Here is a 26440-nt window from a genome sequence, read left to right as displayed (position 1 = left end):
AAACGTCAATTAGTCTTTCATTTTATCGCGATTAGCAGCTACTAAGTTCATTAGTGACATGCTGGTCTCGATCATTTCGTTCTCAGATTTTTGGATCATGTGCTGGAATAAACCGTAAGCCACGATCGCAACGATTGAAACTGATAATCCGAAACCGGTACAGTTTAAGGCATGCGAAATACCCTGGGACAGTAATGTCGCTTTCGTTGCCGGATCTGCTGAAGATACCGCACGGAATGAACCGATCATACCTAAGATTGTACCTAATAGACCCGCTAACACGGCGATGTTACCAAATACCGCTAAGAAAGAAGTCCAACCTTCTAACTTCGGCATTTCGCGCATAACGGCTGCGTCCATAGCTACCTGGATTTCTTCATCCGGGCGCTTATTTAATGCACCAACTAAACCTGCCTTTACTGTGTTAGCAAGTGGTGTCGGGCGAGAATCACAAAATGAAATCGCTTGTCTGATATCGCCACCAATGATCATACGAAACACCTGGTCTGCGAATTCTTTTTTATCCACACGTAATGATTTTAAAGTCATGAATCTCTCCACAACTAAAATCAGGGTTAATACCGCGATAAACGCGATGATGTACATGACGCTTCCACCTTCGACGAATGCTCGCACGATAGGATTCACGTTATCTGCTGTTGCTGCTACTGCTGCTGTTGGTTCCACTTTACTCTCCTCGTATAATTATCTTTGCCCCTGAAACAAGAACGGATAAACGGCTTCAGCCATTGCACCCGGAGGTGGTTCAGGGAATCTTAATGTTAATAATCTTGCACGCACACACTCTTCTACCGCTGAATTACCCAGCGTAGATTTTTCTTTTACGACGCGTGCATTTTTTGCAATCCCTTTTTCATGGATTTCCCAAGAGATCACGACTTTACCTTCTAACTTAGTATCTTTTTTGTATTCACGGTCATAACAGGCTTTAAAGCTTAAAAGCGCTGAACGAACCGCACGGCGGACAGCTTCTTTATCGATTGAACCGATAAATTCTTCTTCCGCACCACCGGCCTGGATCGCCACCGAATCTTTGTTACCAAAGCCCGAGCCACCCGTACCTGTACCGTAACCAGAACCACCTTTGGTTCCGACACCGGCGATACCTGCAGTCGCAGTACCTTTACCGCCTGCGCCCGTATCTTTAAATTTAGAACCTAAGTCATTACCCGCACGGTTTTCGTTAAAACCAGAAGCACCCGTCGCTTTTTCGCCGGCCCCTAAGGCTTCACCCGAACCAGAGTATGCTTTGTCTAACTGGGAACGGGCACCACCTGAACCGAACGCAGATAATAGACCGGCGTTTGTTGGATCTGGCTCTTTCGACTGCGCATTCGCTCCGGCTTTCGGGCCGGTCTTAACTGCGCCACCCTGTTTAGTCGAGGTGAACATTTTTGTTTTAAGCTTAGAGTCTTTCGGTTTAACTTCGTTAGCACGCCCGGAAGCCGATGCGGCCTGAGCTTTTTGTTCAGGTTTGTTCGGGTCACCTTTTGTTTTAACTTCCTGCACTTTATCCGTGATCGCCACCTTTTTCGGTGGCTCTGGCGGCGTCGGCGGCGGCGGTGGTTGCACCGGCGGCGTTACTGGCGGTGTAGGAATCACCGGAGGATTTACCGGCACCGGTGGTTTATTAAAAATCACCTGGGCTACACGCTGCACTTCTTCTTCCTGCTCAGTCGCTTTCGGAGCAAGAACTGACATAATTAAACTTAATAAAACCGCAAAAATCGAAGCGGCCAAGATCCCGGTAAATTCTGATGACGTTAAAATCAACGGTGAATCCAGCGGAACCAATGCTGTCTTCGGAGCAAAACGAATCGCCAGTTGCATACCGTTTGGTAACTGCACAAATAACACTTCATTTTGCTGTAAACGGTAATTTGACTCCGAAAGCACCAAGATATCTTCTGCTCGGTGAACTTCACCTTTCATATCCTGGGTCATGCGGACCACAACACCAGTCGTACAATCTAACAACACCCAGTCTTTCGGGGCTGCACCTTGTGGCAACTGAATTGAATGATCCGGTCCTGACTTGTAATGGCCGCGTGGTTCGAAATGATGTGTCTGCAACACACGCTCTTTCCACGAAACAATTACTTCAACTAAACTTCCGGTGCCCGGCTTGATGAACTCATTTAAATTCTGGTGTTCAGAAGCTGGTGCGAAAGTTTTCTGGTTTTTTGTTTTTTTAATACGTGCATACGCCGCATGTTTACTTGCCGGACGCTGCCCGATAAATGCCGCATTAATCGTTGGCTTTGCCTGCTGTGGCTGCGCCTGTGGCACAACTGCAGCAACAGGAGCCGGAGGCGGAACTGCTGCCGCTGATCTTGCCGGAGGCTCTGTTGGTTTAGCCGTAACGATAATCTCAGAACTGGTTTCCTGATTATGAACCGGCTTAGGCACGCCGACAAAGAACACCACTTTAAACGGACCAACCTGAAATTCATCGTTGGTATTAAGTGCTTCGTCTAAAACCACTTGCCCGTTTTTGTAGGTCCCTTGTGAAGATCCTAAATCACAAAGGTAAAACTGCGTTCCGCGTTTTTCCACTAAGCAGTGGATCGCCGACACTTCTTTTGATTCTAAATCGACATCAACTTCAGCGCCAGAATCCAGGCTGCTTCCGAAAACAATTTGATCTTTGTCGATAAATTGTTTTACGAAATGAATTTGATTGTTCTTGAATACTCTAAATATAATCGGAGATTTCAACGTCCCCCCCGAAGTCGCTGTATGTCTTCAGATGTTTTTCTCATTTCGGGTAAAAAGTTTTCTCTAAGTTTAATTAAGCGTGTGTAGTTGAAGTTCTTCTTCTGAAACAGATAAAACAGTTCCGGTTTCTGTGCAGAACCTTCAACTAATTCGTCTTCGAAATTTAACGTTTGTTTTTGACCTGCGCGCAGCTTGTAATTTTGTGCCATAGACACATTCGCAACCAATAAAGTTGCCAAACCCAGAATTAACGCAAGATGTGATCGGAACATAAACGACCTCGTCATACTATTTTAAACCAGCTTTTGCCTTTGATTCCAAATCTTTTATTAGATTTCTGGATTCTGAAGGCGCACCTACAAACTTTAGTCTGTTAATAAGATCTAATCCTTCACGATATTTCTGTTTATGTTCAATCAACAAGATTGAATAGTTTAACATAATATCACGGTTACCCGGATTATCCTTCATTAACTTTTCATAAATATCTTCGGCTTTATCGTGCTTACCGGTGCCCGTTAAGGCCACCGCATAGTTCGATAAAGTTTTTACATCTTTCGTGCCCTTGCGAAACGGAATTTCCAGAGCTAATTCGGCTTTCGAATAATCTTTTTCATTCACGTAGATCGAACCTAAGTTTGCACCGATCACCGCATCCTGACTGTTAACGCTTAAGCCTTTACGAAAAGCCTGAATCGCTTCACGCTTTTCACCTTGGGCCATTTTGATTAAACCTAAATTCGAATAAAGTTCTGAGCGGTCATTGTCTACAGCCAGCGCCTTGTTTAACAGATACTCTGCAGCCTCGAAGCGTCCACGCTTGTAGTACACCATCGCCAGCGCATTTAAAGCGCGTAAATCCTTCGGATTCTGGGTTAATATCTCGGTTGTAGCCTGCGAGATACCCTCATCATTCTGATTGCGTACCGCCTCGGTTAAACGATCACCGGCAGAAGTGCCGCCAGCCGCCGAACCATTGGCTTTTTTCGCGTTTCGGTTTGGTGCATAGTCAGCCGAGACCTTGCCACTCGATGCATCCGTTACTTCACTTGGAGTTGAATCCTGTTGTTTTTCCGATGAGGCACAGCCCACCATAAACAACAGCATCGCCAATGTCGGAATTAAAATCTGCAGTTTCATTATTTATCCCCCACCCATTGGATCAGACGTGACTCTGACGATATTTCTGAACCTGAATAGAAACCTTTACTGTCTTTGGCCGCTGCCTGCGCTAGTGCGTGCTTGTAGGCATCGTTATAAACATCTAAGTCACGGCCGCGTTCAACCGCTGCTTTGAACGAATCGTCAGCCTTCTTTAAAAATGGTTCGGCGATCTTAGCAATTCCGGCCATGTATTGTTTTTTCTGTTCATCGTTAAAACCTGATGGCATCGGAGCGTTAATGATCGCAGAGCCGATATGCTCATTGGTCGCACCTAATAAATCTAATGCCGATACGATTTCATCCGCAGAATCCAGTTTGATCGTTTCAGTTAAGATCTCACCGATTTTAGCAACCAGACTTAACTTTCTATCAACAATATCTTTCTGCTTCTTTGGATCTGCCGGGATTTTTAAACCGACTAATTCATTATACAACTCGCCGGCATTGCGCAGTTTGATTTTAGCGATGTATTTCGCAGCTTCTGAACGCTCTGATTGTTTCAGCTTGTTAAAAACGGCAATTGCTTTATTTTCGTGATCGCGGCCGGCCCAGTAGAATGCGGCCACACGTTTGGCACTGTCTGCTGATGATTCCGCATACTCACGGTATTTGCCCTGCCAGCCCGAAGAATTTGACTTACGCATTAGCTCAGCTAAATTGTACAACGTCTCAGAACTTTCTTTACCTGATTTGTTTACTTTTAAAAACTCGTTATAAGTGCTGATCGCTTCTTTATTGTTACCAAGGGCTTCATACATAACTGCCGCATTAAATAAGTAGTTCGGCATTAACGGATCAGACGGATTATCATTAGCCGCTTTTTTGAAAAGCTTGGCTGACTCCTCAAACTGACCGGCATCCTGATAAAGCTTAGCCAGTAACTTTTGTGCTTTAGGCTTAACTGTCGCAGAATTTTTATCATTCGTTGTCATGGTTTTTTTGTAGTTCTGGATCGCTTCATAGTTTTTACCAGAACGCTCAAAGTTAACCCCGGCATTGAATAAAGCCATTGATACCAGTTCAGATTTTGGATTTTGCAGCGCGAAGGCCTGAAACTGTTCAGCTGAAGCTAAGTAATTTTTCTCAACCTCTAAATCCTGACCTTTTTTAAAACTTGCGCGTTCTAAAACGTTACGGATATCGGCGCCAGCCTTCGACTGAGAAATAGATTCATTCTGAAGTAATTCAGTTCCCATTTTCTCTAAACCTACGAAATCTTTTTTAAGATTGTAGATATCAAGAAGCAAGTTTGCCGAATACTCTGAGTATTTAGTCTTAGGGTATTTCGCCACGATCTCTTTAAAGATCACTTCAGCTTCGTTAAAATAGTTTGATTGGTAGTATAAACGGCCCATACGAAACTTGATTTCGGCCATTTTATCCGTGTTCGGAAACTTTTCAGTGTACCACTGCGCAGATTTTAAGAACTTCTCAACGCGCGGATCAAGAGGAATCGGCTCAATCGAATCACCTTTACGTTTTGCTAACTCCTCGTCACGAGGTAAGGCTTTTTCGATAGCTAATAATAAGTTTTGCGCAGCTTTTGCACCGTACTTACTTTTAGGTGCATTTTCAGCCACCCATAAGTAATGGGTCGAAGCTTCTTCAAACTTGTTCATATCATATAAAAGTTCGGCAAAGAAAAAGTGCATATCTGCAACTTGTTCCGAATCCGAGAATTCCTGGAAGTAAATTTCGTAACCTTCCTGCGCCAACTTACGTGAGTATGGAGCCCGTGAATTCTGGGCCGTCTGATGCTGCTGTAAGATATAATTTCTTAATGTTTGCTCACGAAGTTTATAAGCATTATCCAAGAACGCCTGGTCATTTTTATTACGTTCAGCCCATTGCGAATCTTTTTTAAAGTTATTGATCCAGTTGTATAGCTCTTCTTTAAACTGCGGTGAATTTTTCGAGTAAAAGTAATTCTGTACAATCTGGTACTGGTATTCGAAAGCTTTTTTCGACGTCGGGTCATCACTGATCAATAAACGGAAGACATCACGGGATGCATCTTTTCCGCCTTTATCAGCATAATAATAAGCTAATTTTTCGATGTAGTTATTGGCATCAGGCAGACCTAAGCTTCTGAAGTAATTAACCGCCCGTTTGGTATCAGCAATATCCGAGAAAAACACCACGATATCACGTAGCGCTTCATTCTCAAGCTTGCTGCGGCGGATAGTCTTTTTACGTGATGAGCTGTCATCTAGTTTGATAATAAAGTCTAAGTATTTGATCGCTTCTTCAGTACGGCCTAAACGGTACAGACACCAGCCGCCTTTGTATAAAGAAAACGAGTGTAAACGATGACGTTTATCTTTGATCAATTTTGAATACTCTTTATAAGCATCGGCCCATTTTTCGCTTTCAAAATAGTACTCACCTAAGGCAAAATGCGCCTCGCCGACAAACGGAGAATTCGGGTAACGACGGGTCAATTGATCGTAGTATTGCGCCCCTTTTGAAGGCTCATTTAACTCAAAGTAGTTATAACCCAGGAAAAATAAAGCCTGGCTGACTTTTTCGTCGTTCGGGTAATCACGTAAAAACCATTCGTAAAGCTGAATCGCACGGCGGTTGTAGGCCTGCGACTCTTTGGTATCTAATTTAGGTTTAACTTTTGTACGGCCCTCTTGAAAGTTACGCAATTGCGCGTCGTACTGATCTTGTTTACGGGCATCAACCAAAGTTGATTTTTCGACGTACAATTCAGCTAAACGCAGCCATAACTCTCCGCGGTTCGGGCTGTTTTCAAACTTTTTTGTCAGCTTGTATAGTTCCTGGATCTGACGGTCTAAAGTGCGCTCGTATTCGGCGTGGTCATCACCTGGCTCAAATTTTAAGATTTCAGTTGAACGTGGCGGTTTAACCACCTGCAGGTTGGTTTGCTGTTTGAAGTTAAACTGCGATTCAGGAACCGCTGTCTCATTCTTCTTCATTGACTCTAATTTACCGCCACGGCTGTCATCGCGGACTTTGCTTAACAGCTCACCCACGGTCATTTTTTTCTTCGTTTGCGCGTGCGCAATCTCAGCCTTGGCTACCAGAATCCCTATTGTTGCAATTATAAATATAAGCCAATGAATCATCTTTTTCATAAATTACTCGCAGCTTTGTTTTCCAAGATAGTGATAGTTACCGACTTCATCTAACCAGTACTCGCCTTGGAACGGATAGTATTCGTAACCGTTTTTAACATAGAAAGAACGGTCCTGTTTGTCGTCAACCTGTAGATCGGCTAAGTCTTTACCGGCAATACGTTTTTTGATCGTCTCTTTTTTACCGTTGATCATTTCGTAGCGGATCAAACTTGCCTGTTCCTGTAAATCTTTAAGTTCAGTATTCATGTTTTCTAAATGCGCCTTAACCATATCACCCGTTAAGGCTTTGGCACCTTTTAAACGGTTATTTAAGATTTTAAGAGCGTACTGACCAACCGCAGAGCTGCGAAGAGCCGGGTTTTCTTCAACTAAACGTCTCTCTTCAACTACCTTTTTGATGTAGGCCAAAGAACGGCGGACGTTACCTTCCTGAGAAATTTTATTAACTACTTTTAAAGGTAAAATGGTTTTCTTGGTAACATCTTCTTCTTTTCTCATGATGTACGCTTTTTCAACTTCTGAGTAATAGCTTTCAGGAGCTGTTTTGGTACGCATGAAGTTTTCAATACTTGTTTGCACCGGACCGTATTGTCTTTCGTACAAGCTTAACACTTTTTCGATCTCGTCATATTTACAGATATATAAGTAGACGATTGAACGTAATAACAACGATTCCGGGATAAAGAAGTCTTCATAGTAACTTGAGTGCAGGGATTGAAAGTTAGATAATGCCGAACGGAAGCGGGCTGCACGCAACATAGCCCAGCTTTTTTCAAACATCGCATCATGCCACATTACGTGGTCACGCGGGATTTTTGAATACATATCAATCGAGCCTTCAAAGTCTTTTTTCTGGTACAGCGAACGTGCAATACCCATCATGGCAGCTACTTTATTGGTGTCTGTGACCTTAGCGTTATCACGCACATTTAATAACTTTTTAAAAGTTGCAATCGCCAGTTCAGGCTGTCTTGCTTCGGCTTGTGCTAGTGCTAACTCATAAAGTGCATTGAAGTAATAACGGCTTTGTGGACCTACTTTAGCAAATGACTGAGCTGCTGCTGCAAAATCACCGTTTGCCGATTTAATCTCACCTAAGCGGTAGTAAAGCATTTCACGGTGCTGACTCGGTACACTTGATACGTCAATTCTTTGAATTGCGTAGTTTAAAAGTGTTTCATCACCCAATCTGTCAGTTACGATCAATAATTTTTCAATCGCCTGGCGGGTAAATCGGCCGTCGCCGGATTTAATCAAATCAACAAACTGAAACGCTGCTGTTTGATTTAGATTCATCTCCATTAAAGCTTCGCCTAAATACAGGCGTAACTGCGGGCGTTCTGCCAACAGATCACGGCGTTTGGTTAGCGCATACAATGTGTTTGCTGCCGACTGGTAATTTCCGTTCTTAAACTGGGTAATTGCCGCCTGAATCTGGTTGCGCGCCACATTGTTCTTAGAACTCGAATAGACTTTCGGAGCCGCTTTACGCTGAAACGATTTCGGCACAGCTTGCTTCTTGGTTTGCGCCTGAGCCGAATCTACTGTGGTAAAAGCTAAAGCGATTGCTACAAATAATGAGGTTGTTTTTAAATTAATCATCTGTATGAAGCCTCCGGAAAGAAGAAACTGAATCCCGCAGATAAAACTAAGTCGTTATAACCACTTTTTTCCGGTGGTGAGTTGGCCGCCTGCGGCTGAACCGGCGTTGCAGAAAAAGTGTTAAAGCTGTAATCCCAGCGGAAGGCCATTGATTTTGACAGGGCAAAAATCTGACCTAGGCCAAAATGGAAGGTTGGCACATCACCCTCTTGCGAGTTAGTCGATGATGTTCCGCCACCGACCGCAAAGTACATATCAAACGGAATAATGCTATTATCTAAAGCCGAAATTTTTCCGTAGATCGGGCTCCATACTAAATCTACGCCGACATATCTTTTGGTGTAGACGAACTGCTCGGCCTCTAAACCGTGCTGTTCTTTGATCTCTTTTGCAGATTCGCGTTGCGAACTCGTCATGAACATTGAACTAAGCTCTAAGCCGAAGGTTTCCGTAAAGTTATAGCTGAAATTAAGTTTAGCGCCGAAATTGTTATACCAAGGTGTATTGGTCATGACCGACCCTGCCGCGAATAACTGAAAGCGCTGGGTTTTTGGCATAAATTTCTTCTGGATAACCGAAACTTCACTGAACGGAGCTAAACGGTTTAAATCTTTTAAGTCTTTTACATCAACCGATTGCTGCGGCTGTTGCTTTAACTGCGCAGGCAGAGCTTCGTTTTCCTGCTGTTTTTCATCTTTAGCCGGAGCCTGATTTGAATACATGCCTTCAACGCTGATAACATCTTCGTCATCCAAAGTTTGTTGTGCTTGTGCCAGAGGTGCCGCCAACAATGCTACTAAAATTAAATGTAAATAAGAATTTAATTTCACTTTATCACCTCTAAAATAAATAATTTAAGCCGACTTCTAAATTGGTCGTGTAAGTAATACGTTCATCAAATGAATCCAGAGCCGGGGCCGGATTGCTGGTTAACATCGATCCTCGCTTAAACGGAATCGGCGCCTGGTGCACAAATAAACGCAAATCTGCTTTTAACGATAAAGATTTATTAAAGTAAAATCTTTCGCCCATCCCAACCGCTACAGCTGGATAAGATTTATTTTCATAAGCCACCATACCGGCAGCGGCCGAACCGTAAATCGTGGTGTTGATTACACCTAATTTAGAAAAAGAAAGCTTTCCGTAAAACGGTTTATAGTTGTAATCCAGCATCGTCGTGTTTGTTGGCTTAGGGGCACGGTTAAAATCAAGATTGTGAGCATCTTTTAACCCTTGGGCATCTTTTGAAAGACCACTGCTGTTCTGACTGAACATTAATCCTAATGAATGCAACTCAGAAAAGTGATAGTTCGCTGCCACCCCGAATTTTGCCGTATCATAGATCGGCTCTGTCAAAGCGTAACCACCGAAAATGCCGACATCGATACGGCCTGCAGTTGCGACTGTACGGTTTTTCACGCTTTGCGGGTGATCGAACACAGGATAAACCGACTCTTGCGCCAGCTCATCAAGCGGTACATCGACTGCATCAGCAGCCATCGCAAGGTTTGTGAAAAATAGAACAAACATCATGTTTATTATTTGCTTCATTGTTTCTCCGCATGCTTCCAGCACGACTGTTTATTGCGTGCCCCCGGCACGACTTTTTGTAAAATCAACACGACTTTCTTTGGAGTAAAAACCGTAATTTAAAATAAAATCTGCTACTTCACGAACAGCACCGTTTCCGGCCGGTCGTTTGGTGATGTACTGTACTGTCTCAAGAACTTCTTCCATTGCATCCGGCACTGTGGCGGCAAAACCAACTGCTTTAAGTAGTGGAATATCAAAATAGTCATCTCCCATGTAAGCCATCTCACTCGGTAAGATGCCGGATTGCTTCTGCAAGTCTTCAAACGGAGGGGTTTTGTTCAGAGCGCCCTCGTAAAAGTATGAAATTCCTAACATTTTAGCGCGGGAACGAACGTCTTCGGCCGTGGCACCGGTGATGATTGCCACTTTGTAACCGTTTTCCAGCAAGGCTTTGATGCCAACACCATCACGAACAGAATAAATTCTTTTCCACTGCCCGTTGGAATCCATCCATAGCCTGCAATCGGTCAAGATTCCGTCAACGTCTAAAACTAACATCTTAATATTCTTTAATTTTTGTACATCTATTCCCACTCTTTAATTGTTAAAAATAAAAGCTGCATGGGCAACTGGTCCACACTCTTAAGAGAGACCTTAGTCCTGCGAACAAGACTTATGTAACATTGTTTACAGAGTAAATGCTGACTTAACTGGACGATCGTCTACGGGGATTTTTTTATTTCCCAATAATTCAGGTGTCTTGCACAATGAAAAAATCAGGAGACCAGACAACATGAAACTACAAATTTCAATGATGACAACAGTTATGTTTCTATTTGCTTCGTTCGTAGAAGCCCAACAACTTAACGTGATTCAGGTTAAAGGTAATCGCGCGATCGTTGAAGTTCAAACTGGCGAAAAACTGAAAGTCGGCGAAAGCTACGCGGTCGGAAAAGTTGATGGCGAAGTCTCTCTCGATCCGGTAGCTTCTGGTAAGGGCTCAAGAAATTATTTAATCGGTCTGGATTTCACTTTATCTAACACAAAAGCTGATACTACCGGGGCGCAGTCGGTATTGAACATCGATACAACTTTGAAATTCGGCTGGAATAAAAAACAATACGAATACGGCCCGCTATTTGCGCTCGATTACACAAAAACCGGCAGTGTTAAACCGACTTACACCTGGGGCTTAGGTGGCTTTGGTACATACAACTTTCAGCCTAATATTATCGGCACAGATTTAATTTTTTCAGGTGATGCTGAGTTTGTCTTCGCACAGACAAAGGCTGGCGATGCTGATGCATTTAACACAATGGGTTTAACCGTTGGTCCATTTGCTAAATGGTACGGTATCAGTGATGACCACTGTATCCGCGGCGGCTTAGTGTTCTCGTGGTCCCGCACAAGCCCAGCCACAGGCGATGTCACCACAACCGGCATTCAAGCCGTCGTCGGTATCTCGACCTACTTCTAATCGGTAGGCCTACCTAACTTTCGCGGCGAGGAGATCTGGGTAAATTAACATACCTACAGGTTGAAGTGGTTTTGCTGATGATTTATCTAATACCACTAACATCTGAATGCGGAATTGCTCCATTAAAAATAAGGCTTTTTCGGCCAGTTCTGATGCGTCGATGGTCTTTGGGTTATGCGACATCACATCTTTTGCCAACGCCTGAAATGGATTCTGGTTTTTTTCTAAGAAGCGGCGGATATCCCCGTCGGTGATAATGCCCACCAGATTCTGGCTGGCATCAATTACCCCGGCGGCCCCGCGCACGCTCTGATGGGTCATCTTCGTTAAGATTTCTTTCATCGACGTATCCGGTGTTACAAACGGCAGCGCCGCACCGGTTTTCATGACATCTTTTACTTTTAAAAGTTTTGCACCTAAAGAACCTGCCGGATGAAATTCAGCAAAGTTCTCGGATTTAAAGCCGCGCATTTCCAGTACAGCCATCGCCAGAGCATCTCCCATCGCCAGCATTGCAGTTGATGACGATGTCGGCGCTAAGTTTAATGGACAAGCTTCACGCTCAACGGCCACGCTGATCAGCACGGTCGCCGACTGCGCCAGTGAACTTTCAGGTTTTCCGGTCATCGCAATCATCTTGATATCACGACGGGAAATAAAATTTAAAACGTGGTTTAACTCAATTGTCTCGCCGCCATAAGAAAGGGCGATTACTAAATCCTGGTCTCCGATCACACCTAAATCCCCGTGGCTTGATTCGGCCGGGTGCAGGTATAAGGCCGGTGTTCCAGTGCTAGACAAAGTCGACGCGATTTTACGTGCGATTTGACCGGATTTACCGATACCGGTGACTACGACTTTGCCTTTGCAGCTTAAGATTAACTCGACAGCTTTTTCAAATTCACCGTTAACTTTAGCAACCAGGTTTAAAATACTTTCAGCTTCTAACTTTAAAACATTTTGCCCACGTTCAATAATTTTCGACATAGCGAGATCCCTCAATTAGCGCGATTTACTTCTTTTTCCGCTGCTGGCTTTAACAAAAGCTGCAAATAGTGGATGTGGATTTAACGGCTTAGATTTAAATTCCGGATGGAACTGCACCCCGATAAACCAAGGGTGATTCGCATTTTCGATAATTTCAATCAAATTACGATCCGGATTAATACCGGTCGCACGCAAACCGTTTTTGTAAAACAGATCTAAGTATTTATTGTTAAATTCAAAACGGTGACGGTGACGTTCCTGCACCACGTTCTTTTTATAAACACGGTTCGCTAATGATTTAGGAAACAGCTTACAGGCAAAAGATCCTAAGCGCATGGTGCCGCCTAAATCCTTAATGCCACGTTGTTCTACCATTGAATCGATAATGACATTGCCGCCACGGGCACCTTCGCCAATAAACTCACGCGAAGTGGCATCGTGCAGACCGCAAACATTGCGGGCAAATTCGATCGCCGCTAACTGCATACCAAAGCAAATTCCAAAGAATGGCACTTTCTTTTCGCGCGCGTATTGAATGGCTGTGATTTTACCTTCAACACCACGCGAGCCGAAGCCACCGGGAACTAAAATACCTGATACGTCGCCCAGTTCTGATTTAACGTTTTTAGAGGTTAATTTTTCTGAATCAACGTACTTAATATCAAGTTTAACCTGGTTAGCTAAACCACCATGAATCAATGATTCATGCAATGACTTGTACGACTCTTTAAGATCCACATACTTACCCACAACGGCGATTTTGACAGTGGATTTTGGGTTATTCTGAATCTTAACGATCTTCTGCCAGCCTGAAACATCAGCCTTAGTTTTCTTTAACGCAAGTTTTGCGCAAACTAATTCATCTAGTTTTTCAGAGTACAATTTAATAGGAACTTCAAAGATCGACTTAGAATCTTGCGCCGAAATGACATGATCTTTATTGATTGAGCAGAACAAACCGATTTTTGCTTTTAAGTTGTCATCGATTTCTTTTTCAGAACGGCAAACCAAGAAATCCGGCTGTAAGCCGATCTGACGTAATTCTTTAACCGAGTGCTGGGTTGGTTTTGATTTTAACTCACCCGCCACCGCGATGTACGGCACATAGGTTACGTGAATCAACGCGGTATTATTTTCACCTAAATCCAAACGCAGCTGACGAATAGCTTCAAAAAACGGTTGCGCTTCAATATCGCCCACGGTTCCGCCGATTTCAACAATGGCAATTTCAGAGCCCTGTGCGGCCTCATAGGCGCGTGATTTAATCTCGTCAGTGATATGCGGGATTACCTGTACAGTTCCCCCCAAGTAATCACCTTTGCGCTCGCGCGTAATCACCGAATCATAGATCTGACCGGCACTTACTGAATTTGAACGCTGTAAGGTTACGTTGGTAAAACGCTCATAGTGGCCTAAATCAAGATCAGTTTCAGCGCCGTCATCGGTTACAAACACTTCGCCGTGCTGTAGCGGTGACATCGTGCCCGGATCGACGTTTAAGTACGGGTCAAACTTCATGATCGTTACTTTAAAACCACGGGACTCTAATAACGAACCAAGACTGGCTGCTGTTAAACCTTTACCGATTGAAGAAACAACTCCACCGGTTACAAAGATAAATTTTTGGTTTCTTTTTTTAGCTTTCGTCATTTTCATAGTCGTATCTCCCCTACGATAGCATCTTCTCTAGTTTGGCCAGATCTTCCGGTGTATCCACGCCCTGAATCGGCTTTTTCACTGATAGCACTTTAATCTTTGCGCCCAAATGCAAGGCGCGCAGCTGTTCTAAACTCTCGGCTTTTTCAATCGCTGATTGTTCGCTAGTGCAAAATTTATTTAAAAAAGTTTTTGTATAACCGTAAAGACCGATATGTTTTTCACACGCTGGTGTACCATTAAGCTTTTCGCGGCTATAAGGAATGGCAAAGCGCGAGAAATAAATCGCTTCCTGGTTGGCGTTTTTAATCACCTTAACCGCGTTCATGTTTTCAATGTCTTCATGAGCGATCGGATGTGAAAGTGTGGCCATATCCAGACCCGGTTGATCGATGAACGCTTTTGCCAGCAAATCAATATATTCAGCGGTTATCTGCGGTTCATCACCCTGGATGTTTAACACCACGTCAAAAATTAAATTCTTGGTTGCCTCAAAGATCCGGTCCGTGCCTGTCGGGCATTCCGATCGGGTCATAAGAAAGTTTCCGCCGGCAGCGGTCACGGCATCGGCAATGCGCTGGTCGTCGGTGGCCACATAAATCTCAGACACCAGTTTTGCAGACTTTGCTCCCTCGATAACCCATTGAATCAGCGGCTTACCTTTAAGTTGTACCAGGGGCTTACCCGGAAATCGCGTTGAACCATAGCGCGCCGGAATTACTGCAATAATTTTCATGAACCTTTAATCCATTCCTTATAAATGTAATCTTCCATGACGTCGTACCCTTGTTCGTTGGTACTTGAAACCGGAAATAATTTATCCGTATGCGCATGCTGTTTGATGGCGGCAAGGCGCTCACGTAATTCTTTTTGATTTAAACGGTCGATTTTAGTCATCGCCACAACCACAGGAAGCCCGATCTTATTTGCATAACGCATTAACATCTTCTCTTCTTCTTCCCAGTCACGGCGCACATCCATCACCAAAACCAAACCGGCCAGGCATTCACGCTGGTCTAAATAGTTTTCAATGGCCTGTGTCCACTCACGAATCTCATCACCTGAGCGTGAAGCAAAGCCGTAGCCTGGCATATCGACTAACACATAACTTTCACCGAAATTAAAAAAATTCAGCAAACGTGTTTTACCAGGGCTTGATGATACGTGCGCAACATCGGATCCGGCTAAAGCATTAATTAATGAAGATTTGCCGGCGTTAGATCGACCAACGAAAGCGACTTCTTTCTTTTTATGTACGGGATAATCAGAGGGCAGAAAGCCGCTTTTAATAAAGGTGACCTTGTGCTTTTTCTTTTTCTGAACGGGCATGATCCATACTAAGACTAATTGGTAAATTTCTCAAATCTTAGATTTTTTTAGCCTATTTTTTAAAAAATCGGAAAAGGCTTTCTCCTATTCAAATTTAAGGCAGTTTAAGCGGTTTTAGCTCTGGCGCAGCCCTTGAAATAAGCCAACACGTGTTTGAAACAAACTATTTTTAAAGGGAAGTTATGAAATACGCACTGGAACTATTAGATGGCTCAAGCCAACGCTGGCAAATCGACACTTATACAACCGTGGGGAGCGACGACAGCTGCCCGATTCGTGTTCAATTGCCCGGCGTCTCCGACCGCCATTTTCGCCTGGAAGTCAAAAATGATAAACTTTTTATCAAAGACCTGATGTCTGCCGAAGGTACTTTTGTTAACAGTGCCCAGATTATTGAAAGTATTCTGGCCGACGGTGATCTGATTTCGGTCGGCTATGCTGATTTTGTAATTCACGATTTAGAAAAAGCCAAGGCACGCTTTCCGTTAAGCAGTAAATCCGAACTATGGAACCAGCAATTACAAACCTTGGGTTCGGTTGCAGAAACCGATCACCCGGTATTATTACTAGGCCCGTCAGGTACTGGTAAAGATGTATTAGCTAAAAACCTGCACCAGGCTTCGCTTCGAAGCCAAGCTCCGTTTTTAAGTGTAAACTGTTCGGCACTTACCGAAACGTTAATCGAAAGTGAATTGTTCGGTCACGTGCGCGGAAGTTTTACCGGCGCTATCTCTGACCGTAAAGGCGCGTTCGAGGCAGCCCGCGGCGGTACTTTATTTTTAGATGAAATCGGCGATCTGTCTTACGGCCTACAGGCCAAACTTTTACGCGCCATCGAAAATGCCGAAATTCGCCCGGTCGGTTCTGACCGCGTAATCAAAACTGATGTCCGCATTATCGCAGCCACCCACCAAAACATCGGCCTTAAGATTCAGGAAGGCTCATTTCGTTCGGATTTATACTTTCGTTTAAATGTGATCACCGTCGATGTCCCGAGTTTAAAAGATCGTATCGAAGATTTTGATGAATTACTGTTTTGTTTTGCCCGCCAGATGAAGGTTCGCTTTTCTTATAATGCCATCGTACGCCTGCGCAAACACGACTGGCCGGGAAATATCCGTGAGCTGAAAAATTTAGTGGCGCGCGCTTCGGCACTTTACCCGAAAGCCTATATCACGGATGAACATATCGACCATCTGTTGAATAAACGTGATCGTCTAGCCTTAACCCCGCATATGCCGACCACCGACGGAAAATACACGATTCCACAGGCCGTAGGCTCCCAGTCGCTATCGGTCATCCGCGAAATCGAAAAACAGATGATCATGAAACGCCTGGCCGCTAACCACGGCAATCAGAAACTGACAGCCCTGGATTTAGGAATGCCGAAATCGACCTTGCATGACCGTATTAAATCCTATGGTATTAACGTTAATGACTTTAAATCGTAGTTTTTTTTCGGCACTAAGGTAAACACCGGCCTACGGCACACTCAAATTACAAGCCTACGGCACACTCAAATTACAAGCCTACGGCTTGATGACGAAGTTTTTGTAATAGACTTTGCGGATTTGACCGTCAGTTAAATTCGCATTGATTTTTGCCAAGATGGCATCGCTGAGTTGTTGTTTGCCGGTCGCCGTCTCCAAATCGTCGTAAGTAAAATCTTCAGTAGCCCGCAGGATCAGGTCACGAAATTCGGCTTCACGGTCTTTGATTTCGACGATCGGGTCATTTGAAACACCCTGGATAATAATCTCAAAAGAGATCATCGGGTTATTCGAAGAATTGGCCGATGGGCGGATATTGGCCGTCATCTTTATGAGCGACATGATATTTTTAGATAAACGCACGTTATCATAATACGGTTCAACCTGCTCAAGCATGTCGTAGTCGTGCACGGTTAAACCAAGAGCGGCATAGGATGTTAAAAATAGCTGGGTCGGTTGATGCCAGAAGTGCGCTTGGTAAAGTTTGAATCCGCCATAACCTAAACCAGCCAGAAGAACCCAGAAGCCCAGAGCTTGTTTCGGGTATCGGTGAATCATCACAGGTCTAAGCAGCAGCCCCAGAAGCGGCGAACGATTTTCTGCCGCCACAAACAGACCTGAATAAGCATCTTTAAAACGGGTCATCGCCGAACGAGGCGGCTCATCGCTTTCAACTTCTTCAGGTTCGATCGGTGGTGGGTCTTCGATCGTTAATTCCCCGACTGATTTCATGAACTCGGGATCTTCTTCGTTTAAGATCTCTTCTAAAAACTGCAGACCTTCTTCGAGTTTTTCTTCGTCCTCGAATTCGTTGCCTTTGCCAAATTTCAGTTTATTAAGGAGATCTAACATGCCCCTTAAGGGTACATTTGGATTATTTTAAAAGCCAGCGATCTTCTTACCTTCGTCCAGAAAATTGAAAAAGCAAACACATTCCCCTTATGATAAATTAAGATATAAGAGTATGAAAAATTCTTTATTATTAGGCCTAACAGTCATTGGTTTACTATCATTGTCATCGTGTGCGAACCTGATCAAGACAGCGGCGCGCCCAGAGCTGGCCGAAACAGAACGTGAAAAAGAAATCATTGGCCGCCAAAAAGAATTTGCCGATCCGAAAAAGGATCCCGACCGCCTATCCGATAAAGACCTGGAAAAATACGCGTACGAACTCGGTTTAGACCCGAAAAAGACCTTATCAGAAACTGAACGTAAAAATGTGATGAACCGCCGTAGACTGCGCCAGCTCGAGCGTGGCTTGGATTCTCCGAAAGAGCGTGTGAACTACTCAAAAGTGTTACCACTTTTTGCCAACGATCAGGAAAAAATCGATTATTTAACAATTCCGTCTTTAGAGGGCCGCCAGGCCTGGGTTAACCGCAATAAATTATGGAACCGCGACAAAACCAATCCGGATATTATGGCGGTGGCCGAAGCACAGGATATTACTCTTGGCATGTCTCAGGAGCTGGTGCGCAAAAGCTGGGGCGAACCGACGCAGGTTGAACACAGCGGTAACCCGATCTACAAAAACGAACGCTGGAAATACGTCCGCGATTTACCAACGGTCAACGGCTACAAACGTGAGCGCCGCTACGTCTATTTCGAAGGCGGCCGCGTGGTCGGCTGGGAAACTGAGTAGAGTTTTTCTAAAATAGGTCTGACGGCACGACGCCGTCAGAAGTCTGCCACGGATGGTGGCTTCGTAACTAATGCGCCTGATCCCAGTTCTGTCCGATTGATGAGTTTACTTTTAACGGCACTTTAAATTTAGCTACATTCTCCATAATCATACGGATGCGGGCGACATTAGTCTCTAAAACATCCGGAGCACCTTCGAAGATCAACTCATCGTGTACCTGTAACAGCAAACTGATTTCTGCTTTATCCTGCATAAGTGCACGCTGCACATCAATCATCGCTATTTTCATCAGATCACTGGCTGTCCCCTGGATAGGTGCATTGATCGCTGCCCGTTCGCCGAATTTTTTGACCATGGCGTTGGTTGAATCCAGTTCAGTTAAATAACGACGGCGCCCGAATAAAGTCTCGACATATTTTTTCTGGTGGGCCTGCTCGATGGTCGATTCGATATAATCTTTAATACCGCTGAATTTTTTGAAATAACGGTCGATAATTTCTTTAGATTCCGAGCGTGAAATCCCCAAAGCTTCGGCTAAACCGTAAGCCCCTTGCCCGTAGGCGATACCAAAGTTAACGGCCTTAGCTATTCGACGGTGCTCTTTGCTGACAGCTTTGACATCGACTCCGAAAACTTCGGCAGCGGTAGCCGCATGGATATCTAAGTCATCTTGAAAGGCCTTGATCAGGCCTTTATCACCCGAAATATGTGCCAGCACACGCAGTTCGATCTGCGAATAGTCTAATGACAGTAAACTCTTACCCTGTTCGGCAATAAAAGCCTGGCGCACTTTTCGGCCTTTTTCGGTTTTGATCGGAATATTCTGTAAGTTCGGATCAGTGCTTGAAAGTCGTCCGGTAGAAGTGAACGCCTGGTTAAAATGCGTGTGCAGCCGTTGTTTGCTATCAACCATTTCCGGAAGTGCATCTACGTATGTCGACTTTAATTTTGTTAATTCGCGATAATTAATCAATAACTGCGCGATCGGATGATTAAGTTTTTCTAATACTTCATTATCGGTCGAATAGCCGGTTTTGGTTTTTTTAATGGCCTCTAAACCCATGCGCTCGAATAAAACTGCACCTAACTGCTTCGGCGAGCCGATGTTAAACTTTTCACCCGCAATCTGGTGAATTTCTGTTTCAAGTTTAGCAATGTCATCACCCAGCTCTTTAGAAAATTCAGCCAATGTCGCCGTATCGAGTTTGATTCCCACATTTTCCATACTGTAAAGAATCGGGATCAGTGGTTTTTCCAGTTTTTCGTAAATCGTCAATAAGTCTTTCTCGCGCACTTCGGTCTGCACTTTTAACGAAAGCTGAACCAACGCCGCCACTAATTTATCAACATCAACCGGCTGCTTGGCTTCCGGTTTAATATCGATATCCAAGAAGTCTTTGACGACCTCAACCGGATCACGCATGTCCTGGGATTTAATACAGTAGGCTAACAGCATAATATCCCAGTCAATTTTTGCATTGACCACGTCTTCAACCGGAAGGTTTAAATCGGTCCAGACTTTTTTGATATCAAAACCTGACCACGTCAGATTTTTATAATCTAACTGGGCATCAGCTGTTGCTGTAATGTAGTAATCGAAATTATTAAAACAGAAGCAGATTTTTTCAGCTGCCGTAAACACCAGAAATTTTTCATTCTTAATTCGCTGCTGAACAATAACCGCATCCCAGGTCTGCGCTTTTAAATCACCGGCCACGCTGCTGTTACCGGCAATGGATGGCCCCGGAGCCGTGGGGGTGGCGAATTTAGGTTCAGCACCGGTAATCTTATGGCCGTCGCCTTTTTTCATATTGGTCTGGCCGTCACCTAAAAGGCTTTTTTCGAAGGTTTTAAAATTTAAATCCTGCAAAAATGCACGCAACTCTTCGGTTTTAAAATCTTTGATGATGTAATCATCCATCGTTTTTCCGGTTTTAACATCGGTCACAATAGTGACTAATTTTTTCGAGATCAACGCATCATCTTTGGATTTAATCAGTTTTTCTTTTACTCCGGCCGGTGCGACCTTATCGATATTGGCGTAGATATTTTCCAGCGTACCGAACTGCTCAATCAGCTTTTGCGCCCCCTTAGGGCCGATACCGGCTACACCCGGCACGTGATCTGAGGTATCGCCGGTGATCGCCAGGAAATCAATAAACTGATTCGGGTAAACGCCGTGTTTTTCTTTTACCGCATCGATGGTGTAAACGTACTCTTTCATCGTGTCGTAAAGAAAAATGTTTTCGGTCACAAGCTGACTGAAATCTTTATCGCCGCTGACGATATAAACCTGATAACCTTCGGCTTCGGCCTGTTTGGCGATGGTACCGATCAGATCGTCGGCTTCATAACCAGCCACTTCGAGATCGGCGATACCGAAAAGATCGGCCACCTGTTTTAAGTACGGCATCTGCACCTGAAGATCATCGGGCATTTCGGTGCGGTTGGCTTTGTAATCAGTGTAAAGGTCTTTGCGAAATGAGGGCTCTTTTCTGTCGTAACAGAACACCATGTGGTCAGGGTTTTTCTCTTTAAAAAGCTTTACGATCATTGAAATAAAACCGTAAACCGCATTGACCGGCACACCCTTTGATGAAGACAAAGGACGGATGGCGTAGAACGCACGAAAGAACATAGAACTGACATCAACGAGGTAGATTTTTTTCATGCGTTAAATCTACCTCTGATGTTCGAGCTATGTCATTTCAGTTATTTTTTAAGTGCGGTGAATCTATTGTGTGCTGGCGTCTGGCGCCTGGAGATTTCTTTGATAGCGGTCAAATTGCTCATGATTTTTTAACTCGGTCCACGAGTCGCAAAGAGCGTCTAATTTAAGTCCTTGCGCGTATTCGCTAACTTGTTTGTTTAAAATTTGCGGGTCGATTTGACCTAATTCTAAACGACGTTTTAGCTCTGTTTTGGTTAAGCCTAAGACTAATGATAAATGTTCTAGTTTCATAAGGACTCCTATTAGAGCTTTTACTCTAAGTAGTTGCAAGTCCTGCCGCTCAGCAAAAAAATAGCCTAAATTTTACTCAGGAAATACGAAAATAAGGTCATGATCGCCCACCAGATCCATTTTATCGCGGGCCTGGCGTTCGATAAAGGTGGTGTCGGTCGCCTGGCTGATCTGTTTATCGATCACGCGCATTTGTGCTTTGGCTTCCAGAGATTGAGAAATAATCGTGTTCTGATCACGGTATAAACCCCATAGCTTCCATAGGGTGCCGTTCAAAAAAAGCGTAATCACAAGTCCCATCACACAGGCGAAAAATACTTTCTGTGGTTGGCTTAACCATTTTTGAATTGCGAAGGCCATGCTGCGTAGTTGATCCATGCACTTAGTTTCTAATTTTTTACGATTTTTGGGTATGGCTGATGGTCTAGTTTTTAAATCGTGAACGTAAATCGTCCAAGCGAAATTCTTTTAACAGCGCCTCTAAACGCTCTTTCGCCTGACGCACCTGATGATTTTTATCGGGATTGCCGTGCTTGGTGGCCACAATCAATTCATTTTTCATCGAATGTTCAAAACCCACAAGTTCAGTCACAGTCACGTCGTAACCGGCTGCAGTTAGTTCCAACACGCGTAAAACATTAGTTAAATGTGAACCGAACTCACGTGTGTGAAGCGGCTGACGGAAAAGTTCTGACATTGGGTTTGCCAATAATTTTGCTTTATTTGAGCGGAGGTGCGAGGCCACTTCGGCCTGACAGCAAGGAACCAGCACGATGTGCTTGGCATTTTTAGCTAAGGCAAAGTGAATGGCATCATCAGTGGCGGTATCACAGGCATGTAAGGCCGTCACAATTTCAACTGATTCAGGTAATTTTTTTGTCGTGATCGAGTCCGCCACGGTTAAGTGCAAAAAGCCCATATTCGGAAATTTTAATTTTTCAGCCAGCTCGGTCGATTTTTTTACTAACTCTTCACGAAACTCGATACCGTAGACTTTGCCCGGTTTATTTAATGATTTATAAAATAAATCATAGATGATAAATCCTAAATAAGATTTACCCGCTCCGTGATCAACTAAGTTAATCTGTTCAGAGTTTGCTTGCAGGTCTTTTAATAGCGGCTCAATAAAATGATACAGGTGATAGACCTGTTTCAACTTACGGCGTGAATCCTGATTTAATTTTCCGTCGCGGGTCAGAATATGCAGCTCTTTCAAAAGCTCAATACTTTGCCCGGGTTTTAAATCAAGATCCAGCTTTGCCGACATAGTTATTAGTTCCGATTAACGAAAACCGGCTTTATCCCAGTACACGCCCATGCCACCCAGATCTTCTTCGATTCTTAGTAGCTGGTTGTATTTGGCTGTACGCTCACCACGGCATAATGAACCGGTTTTGATTTGGTGACAGTTCAGGGCAACCGCTAGATCTGCGATAGTTACATCTTCTGTTTCACCAGATCGGTGTGACATGACAGTTTTCATTTTATGGCGTTGCGCTAAGTTAACCGCTTCGAACGTTTCGGTTAAGGTACCGATTTGGTTTACTTTAACCAGTAACGCATTGGCCGCTTTTTTCTCTAAGCCCATACGTAAACGCTTTGGATTAGTTACGAATAAATCATCACCAACTAACTGGACGTGGCTACCCATGGCTTGAGTTGCAGAAACCCATGAATCCCAGTCATCTTCAGAAAAACCGTCTTCGATAGAAACCAATGGATATTTTTCACTCCATTTTTTGTAAACGTTTTCTAACTCTTTACCTGTGATTATGTTTTTCTCCCAAGTGTAGCTTCCGTCTTTGAATAATTCAGTCGCTGCCACATCCAGCGCCAAGAAAACGTTTTGGCCGGCTTCGTAGCCTGCTTCGCCAATCGCTTGCATTAATAATTCAAGCGCTTCTTCGTTTGATTTTAACACCGGCGCAAAACCGCCTTCATCACCAACCGCAGTTGATAGACCTTTTTTATTTAAGATCTTTTTCAGTGTGTGGAAGATCTCAGAACCGGCACGTAAACTTTCTGCAAAAGAATTGTTTACGGTAGGCACGATCATAAATTCCTGGATATCTAAACCGTTGTTGGCGTGGGCACCACCGTTTAACACGTTCATTAGCGGAACCGGTAAACGGCACGCTTGCGAACCGCCGACGTAGCGATAAAGCGGAAGGCCAGCATCTTTAGCAGCAGCCTGTGCCACAGCCAGAGAAACACCTAAGATCGCATTGGCACCTAAGTTGGATTTATTTTCAGAGCCGTCGATATCGCGTAAAACTTTGTCGATATAAACCTGTTCAAATACGTTAAGACCGACGATTTCCGGAGCGATTTTTTCGCGAACGTTATCAACGGCTTTAAAAACGCCTTTACCTAAGAAACGTTTTTTATCACCATCACGTAATTCGTAAGCCTCGTGAGCACCAGTTGAAGCCCCAGACGGAACAGCGGCACGACCCATATTGCCTGAAGCAGTTTTAACTTCTACTTCAATCGTCGGGTTACCACGGCTATCTAAAATTTCGCGACCTTGAACACTTACGATTTCTGACATAACTCTCTTATCCTTCTGATGGCGTAACAGAGCCTTCTTCAGACTCTGGCTTATTCATCTTTTTTAAAATTTCAATACTTTCAAAAATAATCTGTGGGTACTGGCTCTTTACTAAATCCCAGTCTACTTTATGAAACATCGCCTTCATGGCAGGCGTTGCTTTTTGCCCGGCCGTAAGCAATGTCACCAGCTGGTGGGCACGCACCATGTAATCATGCAAGCGCGCCAGATTCTGCGCCACCTGATGGGTGGGTTTTCTGATAAATTCAAATTGCGCAAAATCATTTGGCGAAAGCTGGATCGCTTCAAGTTTATCTTTTGAAGTCCACTTTTGCTCGGCAAGGCGCTGCAACTCTTCGTTGCGGCGCTGAAGCTCGCGGTTTTTTTCTTCAAGATCACGCGAATTCATCTGTAACTGGTTAATCACTTCTTGCATTAGCTGCGGCGATACCTGGTGATGACTTTGATCATCTAAGATCGTGTCTTGGTAACCCGGCCAGTCCAATTCGAAATGCACCTGCGTCCAGCGGCACTGGCCCGGCGTAAGGCCTACGTAAATCGGTAAAGCTTCAAAGGCGGCTTTTAAATAACTGGTAACTAACGGGTACTGTTCGGCCGGCAGTGGAATATCAAAGCTAATACCCGCTTCAGTGCGGATCACGTTTTCAATCGGCGGCTCAGGAGAAATAAAATAACCGATGAATTTTTCCGGCTGATGGAAAATTTCCTGCGGACGCGGCATCATGCGAAGAACTGAATCCAGCACACCCCACGCACGTAACTTCGGCGTTAAGTGACCGGCGCGTTCGATTTGTTCTTGCTTGGTGATGATACGCTCTAAGAACGCTTCCATGTCGGGAGCGTACATCCAGTTTGACGGATCTTTTAAAAAATCCCACGGGATATCCGTATCCGAAAAATATGCATTCAGATCAACCTTTTCGGTTTCCAAGTAAGTCAAAATTGAATTCGTAATTTTACAGCTAAAATGCACGCTCCAGAGGCTAGCTTCCGGTCTTAAGAGTTTCAACCTTTTATAGAGTGCAAAAGCGCATTAAAGTGCAGTATTTAGGCAGCTAGTTCATCGTATCGGTCACCGAGTTCCAAACCCTGTTTAAATCTGACCAAGTTGCATTGATTTGCGGCTGAATTTCAAGGGCTTTGTACAGCAGGGCCAAACCCGAGAGCTCATTGCCGTTTCCATGAACAAGCACAATTGAGCCATTTTTGATCTTTTCGCCTTTTCCTAACCAGGCATTGGCCCCTAACGGCACTAAGCCCCAGGCTTTAAGCTGCCTGATCAGAGTATCACTTGAAATTAAACCAGGAAAACGAAAGAACACTGATGGCACCAGGCCTTGGCTTAACATCACTACTTCGTTACCTAAAACTTCGCGCTCAAAATTCACATTCGGTGATAACAGAAAATTTTCTTCGATCGATTTGGTTTTATCGTACGGATGCGTGAGCGAGTGATTCACCCAGGTGATTTTTATTTTTTTCTGATCTTGTAATTGCAAAAGATAGACGAATTCATCGTGGTGATTTTTAATCCATAAGCCCGAAACCGCCAAGGCGACCGGAACGTTCGTCATAAAACCACTCTGAATCTTTTCAAAAATTTCAGTCTGCAGCTTTTTTGATGATGGGCATAAATCAACCGTTAAAAATTTATCGGTCGTCGGCTCTTTGGCCTTCTTGATGCCTACACCGGCTGTTGGCGATGGCACGAGGGTTGATTCGGTTAAAAGGTTTGTGTACTTTGAATTGTCTGCGGCCGAATAATCACGGCAGTTTTGCAGACATTTTTCTGGAACCAAAGCTGTTTGTAACGATTTAGCATTTACGACCCAGTTCATCATCTCGCCCCGTAATTTAAAACGGCGCAAACTCACCACATCAATCGATTCACCCTTAGGGTTTACAATGGTGCAGGTATCCATCGTCGTCGCGTACGTGGTTTTATCCAGGTCGTTCCCGCTGACCGGAAAGCGCCCGGTGATCGGTGCACAATCAAGAGCATAAGCTATTGAAGTCGTTGCAAAAACGGATAAAGCTGCAGTTATTAACCATGATCTTTTCACGCTGTCTGATAGAGCAAAGCTCAATCCACTGTTAGTGCCATTTTAAACGGCTTTTACCCCTCACCGCTGTCTAAAAGCTGGCTAGGGCGACGTTTTTCGAATAGGTTGGCCGGCCGCAAA

At 44.1% G+C, this 26440-nt stretch carries 24 protein-coding genes; 3 read left to right on the top strand and 21 right to left on the bottom strand.

The annotated features are described in order from the left end of the window. Positions 1-9: 9 nt before the first annotated feature. From AC04MM_RS00550 to AC04MM_RS00510, 9 genes are read right to left on the bottom strand one after another with little or no spacing between them, the layout of a single operon-like run. A complete protein-coding gene (locus AC04MM_RS00550) occupies positions 10-687 on the bottom strand; it encodes a MotA/TolQ/ExbB proton channel family protein (protein ID WP_475378366.1) in 678 nt (225 codons plus the stop codon). 18 nt (positions 688-705) lie between these two features. Further along, complete coding sequence (locus AC04MM_RS00545; protein ID WP_475378365.1) at positions 706-2739, bottom strand: AgmX/PglI C-terminal domain-containing protein; 2034 nt, start codon at positions 2737-2739, stop codon at positions 706-708. Continuing rightward, complete coding sequence (locus AC04MM_RS00540) at positions 2736-3011, bottom strand: hypothetical protein (protein WP_475378364.1); 276 nt, start codon at positions 3009-3011, stop codon at positions 2736-2738. Before AC04MM_RS00540 ends, AC04MM_RS00545 begins: the two co-directional genes overlap by 4 nt. A 16-nt stretch (positions 3012-3027) precedes the next feature. Beyond that, positions 3028-3879 (bottom strand): tetratricopeptide repeat protein, encoded by an 852-nt coding sequence (locus AC04MM_RS00535; RefSeq protein WP_475378363.1) that lies wholly within the window; start codon positions 3877-3879, stop codon positions 3028-3030. Continuing rightward, positions 3879-7004 (bottom strand): tetratricopeptide repeat protein, encoded by a 3126-nt coding sequence (locus AC04MM_RS00530; RefSeq protein ID WP_475378362.1) that lies wholly within the window; start codon positions 7002-7004, stop codon positions 3879-3881. The genes AC04MM_RS00535 and AC04MM_RS00530 overlap by 1 nt, the downstream gene beginning before the upstream one ends. Before the next feature lie 3 nt (positions 7005-7007). Further along, a complete protein-coding gene (locus AC04MM_RS00525; RefSeq protein ID WP_475378361.1) occupies positions 7008-8609 on the bottom strand; it encodes a tetratricopeptide repeat protein in 1602 nt (533 codons plus the stop codon). Continuing rightward, positions 8606-9439: an outer membrane beta-barrel domain-containing protein gene (locus tag AC04MM_RS00520; protein ID WP_475378360.1), complete on the bottom strand. Its 834-nt coding sequence runs from the start codon at positions 9437-9439 to the stop codon at positions 8606-8608. Before AC04MM_RS00520 ends, AC04MM_RS00525 begins: the two co-directional genes overlap by 4 nt. 10 nt (positions 9440-9449) lie before the next feature. Next, positions 9450-10160: an outer membrane beta-barrel domain-containing protein gene (locus tag AC04MM_RS00515; protein ID WP_475378359.1), complete on the bottom strand. Its 711-nt coding sequence runs from the start codon at positions 10158-10160 to the stop codon at positions 9450-9452. Between the two features lie 30 nt (positions 10161-10190). Then, positions 10191-10736: a KdsC family phosphatase gene (locus AC04MM_RS00510; RefSeq protein ID WP_475378358.1), complete on the bottom strand. Its 546-nt coding sequence runs from the start codon at positions 10734-10736 to the stop codon at positions 10191-10193. Positions 10737-10935: 199 nt separating this feature from the next. On the opposite strand from AC04MM_RS00510, the gene AC04MM_RS00505 reads away from it, so the two are divergent. Next, positions 10936-11619 carry a hypothetical protein gene (locus AC04MM_RS00505; protein WP_475378357.1) on the top strand — a complete coding sequence of 228 codons (684 nt, stop codon included), beginning with the start codon at positions 10936-10938 and terminating at the stop codon, positions 11617-11619. Positions 11620-11628: 9 nt separating this feature from the next. Here the strand turns inward: AC04MM_RS00505 and AC04MM_RS00500 are convergent, their stop codons facing one another. Genes AC04MM_RS00500 through yihA form a run of 4 tightly spaced genes read right to left on the bottom strand, consistent with a single transcriptional unit; the run spans position 11629 to position 15591 of the window. Beyond that, a complete protein-coding gene (locus AC04MM_RS00500; RefSeq protein ID WP_475378356.1) occupies positions 11629-12606 on the bottom strand; it encodes a KpsF/GutQ family sugar-phosphate isomerase in 978 nt (325 codons plus the stop codon). Positions 12607-12621: 15 nt separating this feature from the next. Next, positions 12622-14256: a CTP synthase gene (locus AC04MM_RS00495; protein ID WP_475379026.1), complete on the bottom strand. Its 1635-nt coding sequence runs from the start codon at positions 14254-14256 to the stop codon at positions 12622-12624. Positions 14257-14275: 19 nt separating this feature from the next. Next, positions 14276-14998: a 3-deoxy-manno-octulosonate cytidylyltransferase gene (gene kdsB, locus AC04MM_RS00490; RefSeq protein WP_475378355.1), complete on the bottom strand. Its 723-nt coding sequence runs from the start codon at positions 14996-14998 to the stop codon at positions 14276-14278. Next, entirely contained in the window at positions 14995-15591 is a 597-nt protein-coding gene (gene yihA, locus AC04MM_RS00485; protein WP_475378354.1) for a ribosome biogenesis GTP-binding protein YihA/YsxC, read from the bottom strand. The genes kdsB and yihA overlap by 4 nt, the downstream gene beginning before the upstream one ends. A gap of 182 nt (positions 15592-15773) precedes the next feature. Between yihA and AC04MM_RS00480 the strand changes: the two genes are divergently transcribed. After that, the gene (locus tag AC04MM_RS00480; protein WP_475378353.1) at positions 15774-17042 is read left to right on the top strand and encodes a sigma 54-interacting transcriptional regulator; all 1269 of its coding nucleotides are present in this window, start codon (positions 15774-15776) and stop codon (positions 17040-17042) included. Between the two features lie 78 nt (positions 17043-17120). Here the strand turns inward: AC04MM_RS00480 and AC04MM_RS00475 are convergent, their stop codons facing one another. Beyond that, positions 17121-17933: a flagellar basal body-associated FliL family protein gene (locus AC04MM_RS00475; protein ID WP_475378352.1), complete on the bottom strand. Its 813-nt coding sequence runs from the start codon at positions 17931-17933 to the stop codon at positions 17121-17123. A gap of 112 nt (positions 17934-18045) precedes the next feature. Here AC04MM_RS00475 and AC04MM_RS00470 point away from each other — a divergent pair, with 112 nt between their 5' ends. Then, positions 18046-18723, top strand: a complete 678-nt coding sequence (locus AC04MM_RS00470; RefSeq protein WP_475378351.1) for a hypothetical protein — start codon at positions 18046-18048, stop codon at positions 18721-18723. 67 nt (positions 18724-18790) lie between these two features. Here AC04MM_RS00470 and polA read toward each other — a convergent pair whose 3' ends face one another. From polA to AC04MM_RS00435, 7 genes are all read right to left on the bottom strand, one after another. Then, positions 18791-21394, bottom strand: a complete 2604-nt coding sequence (gene polA / locus AC04MM_RS00465) for a DNA polymerase I (protein ID WP_475378350.1) — start codon at positions 21392-21394, stop codon at positions 18791-18793. Positions 21395-21457: 63 nt separating this feature from the next. Continuing rightward, positions 21458-21685 carry a hypothetical protein gene (locus AC04MM_RS00460; protein WP_475378349.1) on the bottom strand — a complete coding sequence of 76 codons (228 nt, stop codon included), beginning with the start codon at positions 21683-21685 and terminating at the stop codon, positions 21458-21460. A 72-nt stretch (positions 21686-21757) separates the two neighbouring features. Then, the gene (locus AC04MM_RS00455; protein WP_475378348.1) at positions 21758-22063 is read right to left on the bottom strand and encodes a septum formation initiator family protein; all 306 of its coding nucleotides are present in this window, start codon (positions 22061-22063) and stop codon (positions 21758-21760) included. Between the two features lie 46 nt (positions 22064-22109). Then, positions 22110-22952: a class I SAM-dependent methyltransferase gene (locus tag AC04MM_RS00450; protein ID WP_475378347.1), complete on the bottom strand. Its 843-nt coding sequence runs from the start codon at positions 22950-22952 to the stop codon at positions 22110-22112. Positions 22953-22967: 15 nt separating this feature from the next. Beyond that, positions 22968-24236, bottom strand: a complete 1269-nt coding sequence (gene eno / locus AC04MM_RS00445) for a phosphopyruvate hydratase (RefSeq protein ID WP_475378346.1) — start codon at positions 24234-24236, stop codon at positions 22968-22970. A gap of 7 nt (positions 24237-24243) precedes the next feature. Continuing rightward, complete coding sequence (locus AC04MM_RS00440; protein ID WP_475378344.1) at positions 24244-25188, bottom strand: hypothetical protein; 945 nt, start codon at positions 25186-25188, stop codon at positions 24244-24246. A gap of 124 nt (positions 25189-25312) precedes the next feature. After that, positions 25313-26320, bottom strand: coding sequence for a polysaccharide deacetylase family protein (locus AC04MM_RS00435; protein ID WP_475378343.1), 1008 nt, complete (start codon positions 26318-26320; stop codon positions 25313-25315). Positions 26321-26440 lie beyond the last annotated feature (120 nt).

This window comes from Bdellovibrio sp. SBM16 (genome assembly GCF_056175625.1).
Note: the sequence above shows the minus strand (reverse complement) of the source record. Positions and strands in the feature narration are given on the sequence as shown.